The sequence below is a fragment of the Streptomyces sp. NPDC002785 genome (genome assembly GCF_040295565.1).
Lineage (GTDB): Bacteria > Actinomycetota > Actinomycetes > Streptomycetales > Streptomycetaceae > Streptomyces.
Genome location: NZ_JBEOVN010000028.1, coordinates 1 through 13621 on the forward strand (window position 1 = coordinate 1; position 13621 = coordinate 13621).

Here is a 13621-nt window from a genome sequence, read left to right on the forward strand (position 1 = left end):
GAGTTCTCCGCGCTGGAGACCAGCTGCATGGCGATCTCCTTCTTCGCCGGATCGTCGAGCCCGGCTTCCGGTCCGCCCCTGGCGGACCCGGCCGCCGAGCATCCGGAGAGCAGGGCGACGGCCGTGAGAGCGGCGGTGGCAGCGATGAGCAGCGGGCGAGGAGCGGTGATCATCCCTCAACCCTGCCAGGCCGCGGGTGAAAGGTCTTGGTTCATTCGGCTGTAGCGTCATGGGTATGGAAGATCAGTCTGTTGTGGATGTCGGCGATGTGCGGCTGGCGTATCGGACCTGGGGCGACCCCTTCGGCTCGCCCGTGGTCCTGCTGCACGGCCTCGGCGATTGTGCCGCGAGCTGGGAGGCGGCCGGGAGTCTGCTCGGCGAACAGTGGCGGGTGTACGCCATCGACCTGCGTGGTCACGGCGAGAGCGACTGGCCGGACGAGTACTCCGTCGAGCTGATGCGGGACGACGTCCTCGGCTTCCTCGACGAGTGCGAGCTCGACCGGGTGGGCCTGGTCGGCCACTCGATGGGCGGTGTCGTCGCCCATCTGCTCGCCCAGGAGCACGCGGACCGGGTGGAGCGGCTGGTGCTGGTGGAGACCCCGCCGCCGTTCCCGAGCGAGATGAAGCCGGCCCCCGAACCGGAGGGACCGGTGGACTACGACTGGGCCGTCGTCGCTCCCATCCGGGCCGAGGTGGCCGACCCCGACCCCGAGTGGGCGGCCGGCCTCGGCGAGATCGTCGCGCCGACGCTGATGATCGCCGGCGGCCCGGAGTCCACCATGCCCCAGGGGCGCCTGCAGGACATGGCCTCGCTGATCCCGGACTGCCGGCTGATCACGCTCGGGGGCGGTCACCGGGTGCATGAGATCCACCCCGACCAGGTCGCCCAGCAGATCACGGAGTTCTTCACCAGCTGACCGCGAAGGCTTGCGGCCCAGGACCTGGCAGCCGTGTGCTGCCCCTGGGGGCCGCGCACGGCCGGGAGCTGCGCCGGCCGTTCACCCGTGCCGCACGGGCGGCGACCGCATCGGCGATGCGGCCCGGCCGCTGGTCCCCGCGCTGGAGACTCTTGTCACCCTCGGCTCCGCCGCCCTCACCGAAGACCACCGCCGCCTGACGGCTCCTGCCGAACAGGATCTCCGGCTGACGGCCTCGGGCCTGGAATCGGGGATGGTCCCGGCCGACGAGCGACTGCGCGAGCAGGCACATGAGGCGGCGCGCATGCTGACCCGACCCGACCCGACCCGACCCGACCCGACCCGACCCGACCCGGCCCGGCCCGGATCCGGTCACCGGCCGTCCCGGCCCAGGGCCTCGGGCTGCTCCGGCCCCAGCCGCCCACCGCTCAGTCGCCGGCTGCTCAGTCGCCCGGCTGCCAGTCCGGGCGGCGGCCGCTCATGGCGACGGCCCGGTCGACCAGGGGTGCGTCGGCCGGAACCGGAACCGGCGGACCGAAGATGCGCTCGGACCGGGGGATGGTGTCGCTGGGGGTCAGCATGGCCAGCGAGACGCGAAGGCTCGCCTCGTCCGCCTCGTACTTCTGGCGCCAACGGACCACTGGTGTACACGGCACGCCGCCGAGGGCCGCCTACGCACGATCGCCTGCGCGATGAAGATCCGCGCAAAGCTGCCCGACGGCAAGTGGGGTGACTTCTCCGCCCGGCGCACGGTCGTCCTCGGCGGCTGACGGACCCACGGGCACGGCGTGCGGGGGATCGCACGGTAGGGTCCACCGATCCCGGAAACCTCACGTACGGGCACCACGAGGAGCAGGGGTTGTGCAATGGGCATCGGTTTCCAGGGGCGACACGCTGATGGACGGGCTCAAGGCGGATCCGGAGCGGCTCACGGCCATCCCGGCCGTCACGTGACCCCGACCATCGCTGCGGCCGGGTCCGGCCGGCTCACCGACGGTGCTGCCCACATGCGCGGCTCGGGATCACGACTCTGCTGCTGAGAGGCGGACGGCGAGGCCGAGTGGGACGATGGGGAGGATTGTTCCCGGCCTGTAGGGGGAGGAGCAGAGATGGAGATCAAGCCGCAGGCGGCCGTCATCCCCAAGGAGACCGACCATCTCGAGCAGGGGAAGTACGGCCCTGTTTTCCCGAAGACACCGGCGTGTTACGGGTTCACCATCATCGCGAAGGTCAAGCCGGGCCGGGCAGAGGCGGTGCGGGAGTACGGCTACGCCCTGGCCAGGGCGCTGGAGAGTAATCCTTATCTTCTCGCGCCGCTGAAGTTGCACTACTTGCGCTGGGTGCTCTTCGACGACGACACGCGCTTCATGTATCAGGGGATCTTCGACACGGATTTCGACAAGTACACCGAAGACGCCATCGCGCTTTTCAGTAAGGCGGGGGTGAGCACGGCGTTCGAGAACCTTGAAGGGTTCCCCGAGGACTGGAAGACCAACCCCGAGGCGTTCATCAGGTTCGTGCGTGAGCACCACTGCCCGAGCTTCATCGAGTACGGCGAGTATCCGTACGTCACCGCCGATGAGATCAAGAAGGCTCTGCGGATCAAGGGCGCCCTGTCGGAGATGCTCGACCAGCTGCAGTGAGGGCCCGCAGCCTGCAATGAGCAGGAGGCATTGCGCGTGCATGTGCCACTGCGGATCGGAGACGAGATGAGCGAGGTCAGGACCGCACGCACCTACAACCAGAACCATGCCCCGCGCGCATACACCCCTGGTCGACGGCGTGTGAGCATCTACGTCTCGTGGAGTTATCCGGCCGAGGCAGGCCGGAACCCGGCCGAGCTCGACAACCGGTTCTCCACCATGACCGAGGTCAGGCGAGCGGCCTGGCCTGCCTACGAGGACCCGAAGTGGTCCGACCCACTGCAGTTCCAGCAGGGCATCGCGGGTTCACTGGAGTTGTTCTTCTGGGCCTGGGTGCCGTTTCAGCAGTTCGTCGAGGAGACCACTGGGCACGCCGTCCCCGTATATCAGCGTATCGACCAGGCCGGTTTCCGTACCCCGCTCGACGAGCGGGTACTGGCCGACACCGACACCTTGTTCGTGTTCGGGCTGGATCACATGATCACCGGGCAGGGGGCCGAGCCCGGGGAGGTCGAGGCGCTGCGGGCCTTCCTCGGCCGGGAGGACGCTTGCCTGGTCCTCGGGCCCCACCACGACGTCGGGGCATCGGACGATCTCGCGGTGCGGGATATGGAGTACCGCCATCATGGCGATCCCCTGGTTCCCCGGCAGCAGCGGTTCGCCACCCACGTCCGGGACTTGATGCAGGGCCTCGGGGTGCCGGTCGAGAACCGCTACGGACTGCGTCCCGCCGTGCAGGAGTCGAACAAGATAGCCCCGTTGTCCACAGTCAGGGACCTGGACGCGAAAGGGTGGCTGGACGGGGTGACGAACTTCAACTTCCATATGCACCTACCGCACTACGCCGTGACGACGGACGAGCCGGATGCCATTCATGTGCTGGCCAGGCAGCCGATCGACACCGCCAGGCCGCATCCGTTCACCGAGGCCGGCAACACCGAGTTCAACATGTTCCTGTGGATGCCCCCCAGAGGTGAGCGGGCCGGCGACGTGCTGCTGGCGGACTCCACGATCTTCAGTTCGTTGTTCGGCGGCGACGAGAGTCTGCGGAACTTCTGGCGGAACCTGGTCACGAAGTAATGCCGCAGAGAGCCGGAAGGAGGCGAGAGGCGTGAGCGGGCACGCACGAGCCGCACTGGAGCTCGACGACATACAGCGCGGGGTTCTCAGTCCCCGGCCGACTCCCTATGCGGCGACGTACCTTGTGTTCCGCGTCGATGACCGGGCGCACGGGCGGGAGCTGATGCGGCGAGCGAGCGCGGTGGTGACTTCTGCCGCCGACCCGGACAGTCCCCTGGGGGAGACGTGGGTGAGTGTTGCGGTCACCCGCCACGGGATGGAGGCGCTGGGTGTGCCGCACGCGTCGCTGAAGACGTTCGCCTGGGAGTTCCGGCAGGGGATGACCGCCCGGGCCAGGGCGCTGGGCGACGTCGCCGAGAGCAGCCCCGAGCACTGGGAAGCGCCGCTGGGCACGGCGGATGTCCACGTGGTCCTCACGGCGGTCGCACCTGACGCCCCGCAGTTGGAGGCGGCCCTCGACCGAGCACGCCCCGCCTACGAACGCCTTCCCGGTGTGACCGCGATTTGGCGGCAGGACTGCTACGCGCTGGCCACCGAGAAGGAGCATTTCGGCTATCGCGACGGCGTCAGCCACCCCGCCGTCGCGGGCAGCGGCATCGCCGGGTCCAACCAGCTGGAGAAGCCTTTGAAGGCCGGCGAGTTCGTGCTCGGCTACCGGGACGAGATCGGTGGCATCCAGACTCCGCAGCCGGAGGTGCTGGGACGCAACGGCGGCTACGCGGTCTTCCGTAAACTTCACCAGCACGTCGCCGCATTCCGGCGCTACCTGCGGGACAACGCCACCGGCCCCGAGGACGAGGAACTGCTGGCAGCCAAGATCATGGGCCGGTGGCGCAGCGGAGCCCCGCTGGCGCTCAGCCCGGACCAGGACGACCCCGCTCTGGGCGCCGATGCGCAGCGCCGCAACACATTCCTGTACGAGCGTGATGATCCAGCCGGATTCATCACGCCCGGCGGGTGTCACATCCGCCGGGCCAACCCTCGTGACGCGTCGGTGGCGGGGGAAGTGCGTCTGCACCGCATGATCAGACGCGGCGCCGTCTACGGTGCGCCGCTGCCCGAGGGAGTCCTGGAGGACGACGGGGTGGACCGCGGCCTCATGTTCTCTTTCATCGGAGCCCATCTGGGGCGGCAGTTCGAGTTCGTCCAGTCCGAGTGGATGAACGACGGCGTCTTCTTCGGAGCGGGCAGTGCCAAAGACCCCGTCACCGGGTCCCACGACGGCGCCAGTGGCTTCACCATTCCCCGGCGGCCGCTGCGACGGCGCCTGCCCCCGTTGCCGCGGTTTGTTGTCACGCGCGGCGGTGAGTACTGCTTCCTGCCGGGCCTGCGTGCCCTGCGCTGGCTCGGTGACCTCCGGGACTGATCGTGCGATGAGGCCGCGCCGAGGCGCCGCACCGGGGCGCCACGCCCGCCCGAGGGGATCACCTCATGGACACCCTGCATCTGCTGTTCAACGCCGTCACCGTGATCTTCATCGCTGCCACCATGTTCGCCGCCGGTCTGGGGGCCACCGTCGAGGCGCTGCGGGGCGTCTTCACCGATGTCCCGCTGCTTGTGCTGGCCCTGCTCGCCAATACGGTGGTCGTCCCGCTGCTCGGCTGGGGAGTCGGTGCGTTGTTCGGCCTGCCTGCCGCGCCGTTCGTCGCGCTCGTCCTGATCGCCTCCTCCCCGGGCGGGCCCTTCGGGGCGAAGCTGGCCATGGTGCAGGACGGCGACGTCGTCGCGGGCGCGGCGATGCAGGTGCTGCTCGCCACCATCGGAAGCCTCACCTTCGCCCCGACTGTCAACGGCATTCTCACCGCCGCGAACGTTGGCAACAGCGTCTCCCTCGATGTGGCGGCGCTGGTGTGGACCGTGGCCCTGCTGCAGCTCGTACCATTCGCCATCGGCCTGCTGCTGCGCCGCTACGCGACACCCACCGCACGAGAGTGGCACCCCACTGCGGACGCGGTCTCGAACGTGACGTTCCTGATCGTGCTGGCGGGCATGCTCCTGGGCAGCTGGCGTGACGTCCTCGCGCTGCTCGGCTCGCTCGCCCTCCTGGCCGGTTTCGTGCTCGCAGTCGCAGCCTTCGCCGTCGGCACACTGCTGGCCACGGGTCCGCCGGTGCGCCGCACCACCATGGGAAGCGTCGCCGCAGTGCGCAACGTGGGGCCCGCTTTGGCCGCGATCGGCATCGCCTTCGACAACCAACCCGCCATCCTCGGCGCGCTCGCCGCAGTCCTGCTCAGCGGCCTGGCAGCAGCCCTCCCGATCGCTACGGTGTTCAGCCGCCGGAGAAACCGCCCCCCGCGAACCGGTGAGACGCGCTGACGAGGGGTACACACGGTTCAAGAGCATCGCGTCGCTGGAACACTCTCGGATCGGCCAGGCCAGGGGCGGATGTGCCGCCGCGTTGCACATCGTGGTCCACGTTTGCGTATACGCCCGGGCATCTCGATCACGTTGGTGCGAGCGTTCGCTCGGTCCAGATGGTCTTGCAGTCGGTCGAGCAGTGGGTCCCCCGGCCCGAGCGGGGTCGAAGGCGGCGCGAGTGGTCACGGCTTCAGGGCGCGGCCACCGAACCCGCCGTCGGCTGCGGCCCGTTGCCACCACGCGTCCAGCGTCGGCCCGTCCATCGAGCCCCAGTCCGGGGTGGCCTCCACCAGGGCGTGGCCCAGCCGCCGCCCCAGCCGCACCATGGCCCGGCCGGCCGCGGTGCGTTCGGAGTCGTACGCACGGAGCGCACCGGTCCAGTCGGATGTGGACCTGAGGGCGGACTCCAGTGCCGTCGCGTCCTGGAGCGCCTTGACCGCGCCCGCACCGGTGTGCGGGCGGGCCACGGTCGCGGCGTCGCCGGCCAGCAGCAGCCGGCCGATGGCATAGCGCGGCGCCGTGAAGTCGTACAGAGGCTGGACGAACAGCTCGTCCGGCGTGGTCAGGCCCACCAGGCGGCCCCAGTATCCCGGCAGCGACTGGGCGGCCACAGCGGCGATATGGGAGTGCAGGGCATCGGTGAGCGTGCCGGGCGGGAGACTCGTCGGAGTGTCCAGGGACAGTTCGAGGTCCGGGGGAGGGGCGGTGTAGAGCACCCAGTTCACCCGGTGACCGCCGGTGGAGCCCGGGATGCGGTAGACGATCACATGGCCGCCGGGGAAGACGATGTACGCACACTCCTCGACGTCCCACAGACGCTGGTCGGCGGCGGTCATCCTGGATAAGGGAAAGGCTCCGCGCCAAGCCAGATAGCCGGCGTACTCGGGACGCGGTGCGGCGGCGAGCCCGGCGCAGACCTCGGTGCGGACGAGGGAACGGTAGCCGTCCGCGCCGATGGCGAGATCGAACACCTCGGTGCGGTTGCTGCCGCCGACGCCCGTGGTACGCAGCTCGACCCCGTCCGCGCCGTGCTGCAAGGCGTCGACGGTGGTGCCGGTACGGAACTCGACCGCACCCGGAATCCGTCTGCGGAGCTCCTTCCAGAGCGGTCCCCAGTTGTACGAACGGAACGGGAAGGGCATCTCGCCGATCACCCGGCCGAGCCCTGCGCCGCCCTCGTCGCGTACGTACCAGCGCCGGCGTGTCAGCTGGATCCAGGGCATTTGCGAGTCCAGGTATCCGACCGACCGCAGCTCGTCGTAACGCTCGTTGTGCACCGCGAGTCCGACGCCCCGCTCCGCCAGTTGTCCCGGCGTACGCTCCAGGACCACGATCTCACCGGCGCCGCCCCGGTGCGCGGCGAGTGCGGCGGCGCACCCGGCGACGCTGCCGCCCACGACGACGACCCGGTCTCCACGCATCTGATGTCCCCCTCGTGTGCAAGCTGAGAGTGTCCCACAGGCCGCACCCTCAATTCCGCGCATTACGGCCTTCTTGCAAAACAACAGACCCGTATATCAACGGATATGACGAAGACTCAGTTAATTGGTCTGTACCTCTTGACGGCTGGGTCCGGACCATTTGGTTTCCCGTGTGCTCCATGGCGCCAGAACGCCGACTCCCCCTCAGGATCAGGCGTACCTGGATGAGCAGCGCGCCAAGCACGGGCTCTCGGCCGAGGACCTCAGGGCGTGACGGCCGGAGAAGAAGACTCGCGGCCGGGCGAAGAAGGCCGGCTGGGTCCCGCGTACAAGCGTGTACAAGAGGACGCCCCGCCGCCAGAACGCTCGGTGGCGGGGCGTTGCCGTCCGTGGGGCGGGTCAGCCCTGCGCGGCGAACTCCACGAAGGCCGCCCAGCCGCCAGGGGCGACAGAAAGGATCGGCCCCGCCTTGTCCTTCGAGTCGCGGACGTGGACGGTACCGGGGCAAGCCGCGACCTCGACGCACTCGCCGCCCGAGCCAGTGCTGTAGCTGCTCTTGAACCAGGCTCGCTTGGACACAGCCCGCCTGGGCTCTTCGACGTTCATGCTTCTCCTAGCAACTTTTCGACAAAGGCCAGCGATTCGCGCGGGGTGAGAGCCTGAGCTCGGAGGATCCCGTATTGCTCCTCAAGCTCCCTGACCGACGCCCGGTCTGTGTAGAGGCGGCTGTCCTTGTACGCCTCCACGTACGCGATCCTCTGTCCTTCCTTCGTCTCGATCAAGGTGAAGGGGGCTTCCAGCCCAGCATGCTCCTCCAGCTCGATCGGCATCACCTGGATTTCGAGATTGCGCCGCTGCCCGAGCGCCAGGATCTGCTCCAGCTGTCCTCTCATCACGGAGCGCCCGCCCAAAGGACGGCGCAACACGAACTCCTCGATGACGAAGCTGATCGTGGGCAACGGCTTGCGGGAGAGGATGGTCTGGCGCGCGATGCGCGCGGTCACACGTTGCCCGATCTCCTCTTCCGCCAATAGCGGTCGCCCCATGGAGAACACCGCTCGCGCGTACTCCTCCGTCTGCAACAGCCCTGGTACGGCCTTCGTCGCGTACACGTGCAGCTCAACAGCCTGCACCTCCAGCCGCGCCGCGTCCCGGAAGAACGCCGGATACTGCGCCCGAGAGACCTCCTCCTTGCTGGCCTTCAACACCCCGCCCGCATCCAGCAGTTCGTCCGCCTGGTCGATGAACTTCGGCTGTGGGATTCGGCGCCCCTGCTCGAACGACGCGATGGACGACGCCGCGTACCCCGTCATTGCTCCGAACTCCGCCCGTTCCAGACCGGCCCGTACCCGGAACAGCTTCAAGTGCTGCCCGAACACGTGCAAGATGCCCGACCCGACCTCGTACTCGTGCTCCGGCTGCTGTCGCTGATCGTCCACGTCCCACGCCTCCCGTACCATCCCGCGTAGCCCTGCCTGCCCCGAACGCCCGCACCTCTGAATCGGGCAACGCGGCCGACCGGAGCCGGTCACGCCCCGTGCCGCGTACAGCCCGCGTGCCGACGCGTACACGCGAAGTCGTCGGCGCGTATCTCTCTGGTCAACGGTAGGCACGGGCCCAGATCGTTTTCCGGATGAACCGTTCAGTTCCCCTGGACGTGCGAGCCCGCAGCCGCCCGAAGAGGTGTACGAGGGGCGCATCGCACCACTCGCCCCCGTGCAGCCGCACCCAGCCATCCCGGGGTGTTGCCCATTCCGCGAGCGACCCCCGGGTCGGCCCCGAAGCGCTGCCTGATCCAGCTCGCGTCCTGACGGGCAACAGACCGCCCGTTCGCCGCCTGCGGGGGAGCGGGCGCCACCCCCGAGGTCGCATATGCGCCACAGCCGCCTACGCACCGCGCACGGAGCTGGCTAGGGTGATCATTTCTGGCGGACCGGGACGAGGGGGCGGGCCGTATGGCGGCGAGCAGTGAACGACGGCGCAGGGCGGACATCGTGCGCTACTGGCGCGCGGTGGAGATGTTCAGCCCGCAGAAGGTGGAGAAGCCATCGCCGCCGAAAGGCATGTATCCCGTGGAATCCGGGAGCCCTCTGCCGTGGGAAGAGGGGCATCCCGTACGGCGGCGGAGCCCGGGCCGGAACATGGTCAGGCAACACACCGTCTACTGCGGCGTGTACCCGGTCGCGTCCGTCCGCGATGTCCTGCTCGATGTCTTCGGCAGCAGCGAGGAGGACCACGACGGCCGCGTGGACGGTGACAGCGCCCTGCTGGCCTTCGAGGTCACGGATGAAGGGCTGCTGGTCCAGGACTCCATCACCTTCTCCGCGTGCGCCTGGGCGACGGGGCGCAGCCGTAAGCCCGGCCCCGGGGCTCAGGGCTGGCTCGACGGTTTCGAGGCGGAAGCCGACGAGTGCGAAAGTGTTGTGCTGGGTGTCGGCGACGGCAAGGTGACGATCGCGGACACCGCGCCAGGGCGGCGGCAGCGGCCTTTCGCGGGGTTGCTGTGCGAGATCACGGTCGGCGCGGTTGGCGGTGCCTTGAACGCCGCGCTCGGACCGGTGCTCGGTGACCTGGCGGTCGGTGCCCTCTCCGGCGCCGTCGACGCAGTGGCCGACGGCGGTGCCAGGCGCTCCGCCAGGCGCGAGGACGACGGGCCGCTGGACGAGAGCCCGTTGGACGAGGGCAACGCAGCCGATGCGGGGGACGGCGACGAGGCTCCGCCCCGGCTCGGGGAGAAGCCGCTGACCGTGCGTGACCTGTCGGCTGTCACCCGCTGGGTCGCAGAACAGTTCGGCGTCACCGAAGACCTGCGGCCGGAGATGATTCGCGTCCAGTGCAGATCTGTGTCAAGGCGGAAGGCCGGCCGGTCGGGAGGGTCGGATTTCCTGAACAGCTTCATCGCGGCGGACCTCGGCCTGGTCGCAGGCAGCCTCGGCAAGGACGAGCCGGGGCCGGCGCTACGGGACTACCTGACCGCCTCGACCGCGCTGCGCGGCCGTGCGCGCGTCGACCTCAAACACGAACCCGGTGCGGTACTCGACGGCGTGCAGCCGGCCCACTTCCCACTCGGACGATGGCCGGCGAAGACGGAGCACCCGCTGGTGCTGAGCCAGCAGTTCGCAGTGAACCGGATCGTGGAGCAGCTCGCCGACACCGACGGCCTGTACGCGGTGAACGGTCCGCCCGGTACGGGTAAGACCACACAGTTGCGGGACCTCATCGCCTCCGTGCTGGTCATGCGGGCAGAGCGACTGTCCGAACTCCGGCGTCCCGAAGACGCGTTCACCGGCCAGGCGTACCGCTGGAGTACCGGCACCTACCAGCGGTCTGTCGCGTCGCTCAAACCGGAGCTGGCAGGTTACGAGATGGTGATCGCGTCGGCCAACAACGGCGCCGTCGAGAACGTCTCCAACGAGATCCCCGCGCTCGAATCCGTCGCCGCGGAGTGGCGGGAGGAAGCGTCCTTCTTCCCGGAACAGGGACGCCTTGTTCTCGACGGCGTACCGGCGTGGGGAACCCTCGCCGCGAAGCTCGGCAACAAGGGAAACCGTTCGGATTTCCGCAGCAAGTACTGGTTCGGCCCTCCGCGCGAGGAGCGGGCCGAGCGTGGCGAGGGCATGCGGGACGTCCTGAAGGCGGCTGCTTCGCGCGGCGGCGACCTGATGTCGTGGCGGGAGTCCGTAGCCCGCTTCCGGAACGCACGGCAGACGGTGCAGGCCCTGAGGGACGAGCGTCAGCGAGCGTATGAGGCACTCCTGGACTTCAGCGGCTCGCACGCGGCCGTAGCCACCGCCCAGGAGGCGGTTCTCAACGCCGAGCAGGACCTGGCTGCACTTCAGCAACCGGCCGCGGAGGCCCGTGCGGCTCGCGGCAGGGCACAGAGGGACCTCGCAGGCCCTGCGGGTCGAAGGGCGGAGCACCGTCGGCACCGTCCCGGTCTGACCGCGGGCATCTTCACACTCGGTGCGGCGCAGCGCGACTGGCAGGCGGAGGACCAGGTGCTGGCCGAAGCCGAGCAGGCAGCTCGGGCCGCGTACGAGGAACACACGCAGGCGGCCGCCGCGTACGACCGGGCCGAAGCGGCCCACAGGGGTGTCCTGGACGAGGCCGGGCGGGCGCTCGATGCGGCGGCGGGACGGCACGCACAACTCCTGGCAACCTTGGAGGCAGCCCTTGAGCGCTGGGGCACCTGCATTCCAGGCCAAGAAGAGCGCGGCGAGAGAACAGAGGAGGATGCGAGGGAGCTCTCCTCGCCCTGGTCCGACCCGGAATTCACCCGGGCCCGCACCCGGCTCTTTCTCGCCGCGATGGACCTGCACCGCGCGTTCATCGAAGGCGCGGCCGACCGGATGCGCAAAAATCTCGACGCGGCGATGGACGTCCTCTGCGGCGACGCACCCAAGACCCTGAAGCCCGAAGTGGTGCTGGCGGCCTGGCAGAGCCTGTTCCTCGCTCTGCCCGTCGTCTCCACCACGTTCGCCTCCCTGGACCGGATGTTCGCGGGGCTGGGACCCCGGTCGCTGGGCTGGATGCTGATCGACGAGGCCGGCCAGGCGACCGCACAGATGCCGGTGGGCGCCCTGTGGAGGGCGCGCAGAGGAGTCATCGTGGGCGACCCGCTGCAACTGGAGCCGGTGGTCACGCTGCCGCACACGGGGCAGCAGGCTCTTCGCCGTAGTTTCGGGGTGGCCGAGGAGTGGGAACCGTCCCTCACGTCGGCGCAGCGCGTGGCCGACCGGCTGAACCGATACGGCACATGGCTTCCCGCGCCTCAGGGATCGGAGGACGACCGGGTGTGGGTGGGGTCACCTCTGCGCGTGCACCGGCGCTGCGACGATCCGATGTTCACGATCAGCAACGACATCGCCTACGACGGGCTCATGGTGCACGGCGTACACCGGAACGACGACTACGCGGTGGCCCGTCGCAGCGTGTGGTGGCCGGTGCGTGGCGGACGGGCACCACAGGGAAAGTGGTCTCCGGACGAGGGGGACTGCGCCAACGTCATCGTGCACCGGCTCGTCGACCAGGGCTTGGACCCCGAGCGGGAGCTGTTCGTCATCAGCCCCTTCCGTGACGTCGTGGCCGGGCTGCGTCGCGGACTGTGCACCGTGGTTCCGCGCGACAGGGTGGGCACCGTGCATACGACCCAGGGCAAGGAAGCCGATGTCGTGCTGCTGGTCCTCGGGGCGGGAGGGGAGAAGCGAGGCCCCCGGACCTGGGCGGCCACGGCACCGAATCTGCTGAATGTCGCGGTGAGTCGCGCCCGCAGGCGGCTGTTCGTCGTGGGCGACCACGACGCGTGGAGCGGCCACCGGTACTTCGACGTACTCGCAGGGCAGCTGCCGTGCATGTCGGAGACCGAGCAGGCAGCCATGCGGGAGTTGGCCCCGCCGAGGCTGGCCGAGGGGTGTCGCTGCCGATAGGCAAGGGCGCGGTCCCACGCGTACGACCGGAGACGGCTGTCCATGCGTGCCAACCGCAGCGAGCCGCCGCACACTTCGCCGAGGACGCGATCTTCCACTCAGTGCCGGCCCCGCCACCCATCCCAGGAGGCGGGTCGGGCAGCGAACCCCTCCGTGGCACCCCGGAGGGGGGACTCAGCTCGCGGTCCTGCGGAAACTGTCGACCGGGCCACCCCAGCCGCCCTTGGGTCCCGCCCAGTCGATGACTAGGGCGTCGTCGCCCTTCATGCCGACCGTACCGACACCTCGTCCGCCGTCGTTGCCGCCTTCGCAAGACAGGGTGAGCGTCGGCGCGTCCTCGCCGCTCTTCTCGCCCGGCTTCAGCGTGCCTGTACAGTCCAGCTTGTCGCCCTTGGCGACCACCTTTCCGCCGGCCGTGACGGTGAGGGTCTGCAGGCCGTCGGCGGACTTCGCTGCGCCGATGGACTTCCAGGCTCCGGTCGCACGCTCGATGATGCCGCCCCCGGACGGGCTCGCGGACGGCCTCTGCTCGGCTGTTCCGGCACTGGCCTTCGGCTCCGCCCGTTCGCCGTCGCCGCCACTACAGCCGCTCAGCAGAACTCCTGCGATGACCGTCATGACCGCGGCCCGTGCAGCCTTGCGCACGTCGTCTCCTTGATGTTCGCGTACCAGGGGTGTGCCACCCTACCGGCCGAGCACGGGCTACGGACTGACGGAATGTCATACAGGACACGGCAACCCGCTCATATGACCGAGGAGTTCACGCGGCGCGCT

The 13621-nt window shown here is 69.3% G+C and carries 12 protein-coding genes; 6 read left to right on the forward strand and 6 right to left on the reverse strand.

Annotation, left to right across the window (positions count from 1 at the left end; genetic code table 11):
* The first annotated feature begins 235 nt into the window (after positions 1–235).
* Positions 236–919: an alpha/beta fold hydrolase gene (locus ABTZ94_RS10265; protein ID WP_351199430.1), complete on the forward strand. Its 684-nt coding sequence runs from the start codon at positions 236–238 to the stop codon at positions 917–919.
* On the opposite strand, the gene ABTZ94_RS10270 is transcribed toward ABTZ94_RS10265, so the two are convergent.
* Together ABTZ94_RS10270 and ABTZ94_RS10275 are read right to left on the reverse strand one after the other, a co-directional pair.
* Positions 909–1211 (reverse strand): hypothetical protein, encoded by a 303-nt coding sequence (locus ABTZ94_RS10270; RefSeq protein ID WP_351199432.1) that lies wholly within the window; start codon positions 1209–1211, stop codon positions 909–911. The two genes, ABTZ94_RS10265 and ABTZ94_RS10270, sit on opposite strands and share 11 nt — an antisense overlap.
* 151 nt (positions 1212–1362) lie before the next feature.
* Positions 1363–1575: a hypothetical protein gene (locus ABTZ94_RS10275; RefSeq protein ID WP_351199434.1), complete on the reverse strand. Its 213-nt coding sequence runs from the start codon at positions 1573–1575 to the stop codon at positions 1363–1365.
* A gap of 453 nt (positions 1576–2028) precedes the next feature.
* On the opposite strand from ABTZ94_RS10275, the gene ABTZ94_RS10280 reads away from it, so the two are divergent.
* The 4 genes from ABTZ94_RS10280 to ABTZ94_RS10295 all read left to right on the forward strand — a co-directional run bounded on the left by ABTZ94_RS10280 (position 2029) and on the right by ABTZ94_RS10295 (position 5958).
* Positions 2029–2562, forward strand: a complete 534-nt coding sequence (locus tag ABTZ94_RS10280) for a hypothetical protein (protein ID WP_351199436.1) — start codon at positions 2029–2031, stop codon at positions 2560–2562.
* A gap of 66 nt (positions 2563–2628) precedes the next feature.
* Complete coding sequence (locus ABTZ94_RS10285) at positions 2629–3642, forward strand: hypothetical protein (protein WP_351199438.1); 1014 nt, start codon at positions 2629–2631, stop codon at positions 3640–3642.
* 31 nt (positions 3643–3673) lie between these two features.
* On the forward strand, positions 3674–5008 hold the full coding sequence (locus ABTZ94_RS10290; RefSeq protein WP_351199440.1) for a Dyp-type peroxidase: 1335 nt from the start codon (positions 3674–3676) through the stop codon (positions 5006–5008).
* Positions 5009–5073: 65 nt separating this feature from the next.
* The gene (locus tag ABTZ94_RS10295; RefSeq protein WP_351199442.1) at positions 5074–5958 is read left to right on the forward strand and encodes a bile acid:sodium symporter family protein; all 885 of its coding nucleotides are present in this window, start codon (positions 5074–5076) and stop codon (positions 5956–5958) included.
* Between the two features lie 224 nt (positions 5959–6182).
* Here the strand turns inward: ABTZ94_RS10295 and ABTZ94_RS10300 are convergent, their stop codons facing one another.
* From ABTZ94_RS10300 to ABTZ94_RS10310, 3 genes are all read right to left on the reverse strand, one after another.
* Positions 6183–7421 (reverse strand): FAD-dependent monooxygenase, encoded by a 1239-nt coding sequence (locus tag ABTZ94_RS10300; RefSeq protein WP_351199444.1) that lies wholly within the window; start codon positions 7419–7421, stop codon positions 6183–6185.
* Positions 7422–7820: 399 nt separating this feature from the next.
* A complete protein-coding gene (locus ABTZ94_RS10305) occupies positions 7821–8027 on the reverse strand; it encodes a DUF397 domain-containing protein (RefSeq protein WP_351199446.1) in 207 nt (68 codons plus the stop codon).
* A complete protein-coding gene (locus tag ABTZ94_RS10310) occupies positions 8024–8881 on the reverse strand; it encodes a helix-turn-helix domain-containing protein (protein ID WP_502967216.1) in 858 nt (285 codons plus the stop codon). Before ABTZ94_RS10310 ends, ABTZ94_RS10305 begins: the two co-directional genes overlap by 4 nt.
* Positions 8882–9376: 495 nt before the next feature.
* On the opposite strand from ABTZ94_RS10310, the gene ABTZ94_RS10315 reads away from it, so the two are divergent.
* A complete protein-coding gene (locus ABTZ94_RS10315) occupies positions 9377–12847 on the forward strand; it encodes a DEAD/DEAH box helicase (protein ID WP_351199450.1) in 3471 nt (1156 codons plus the stop codon).
* 174 nt (positions 12848–13021) lie between these two features.
* Here ABTZ94_RS10315 and ABTZ94_RS10320 read toward each other — a convergent pair whose 3' ends face one another.
* Positions 13022–13492: a hypothetical protein gene (locus tag ABTZ94_RS10320; protein ID WP_351199452.1), complete on the reverse strand. Its 471-nt coding sequence runs from the start codon at positions 13490–13492 to the stop codon at positions 13022–13024.
* Positions 13493–13621: the final 129 nt, after the last annotated feature.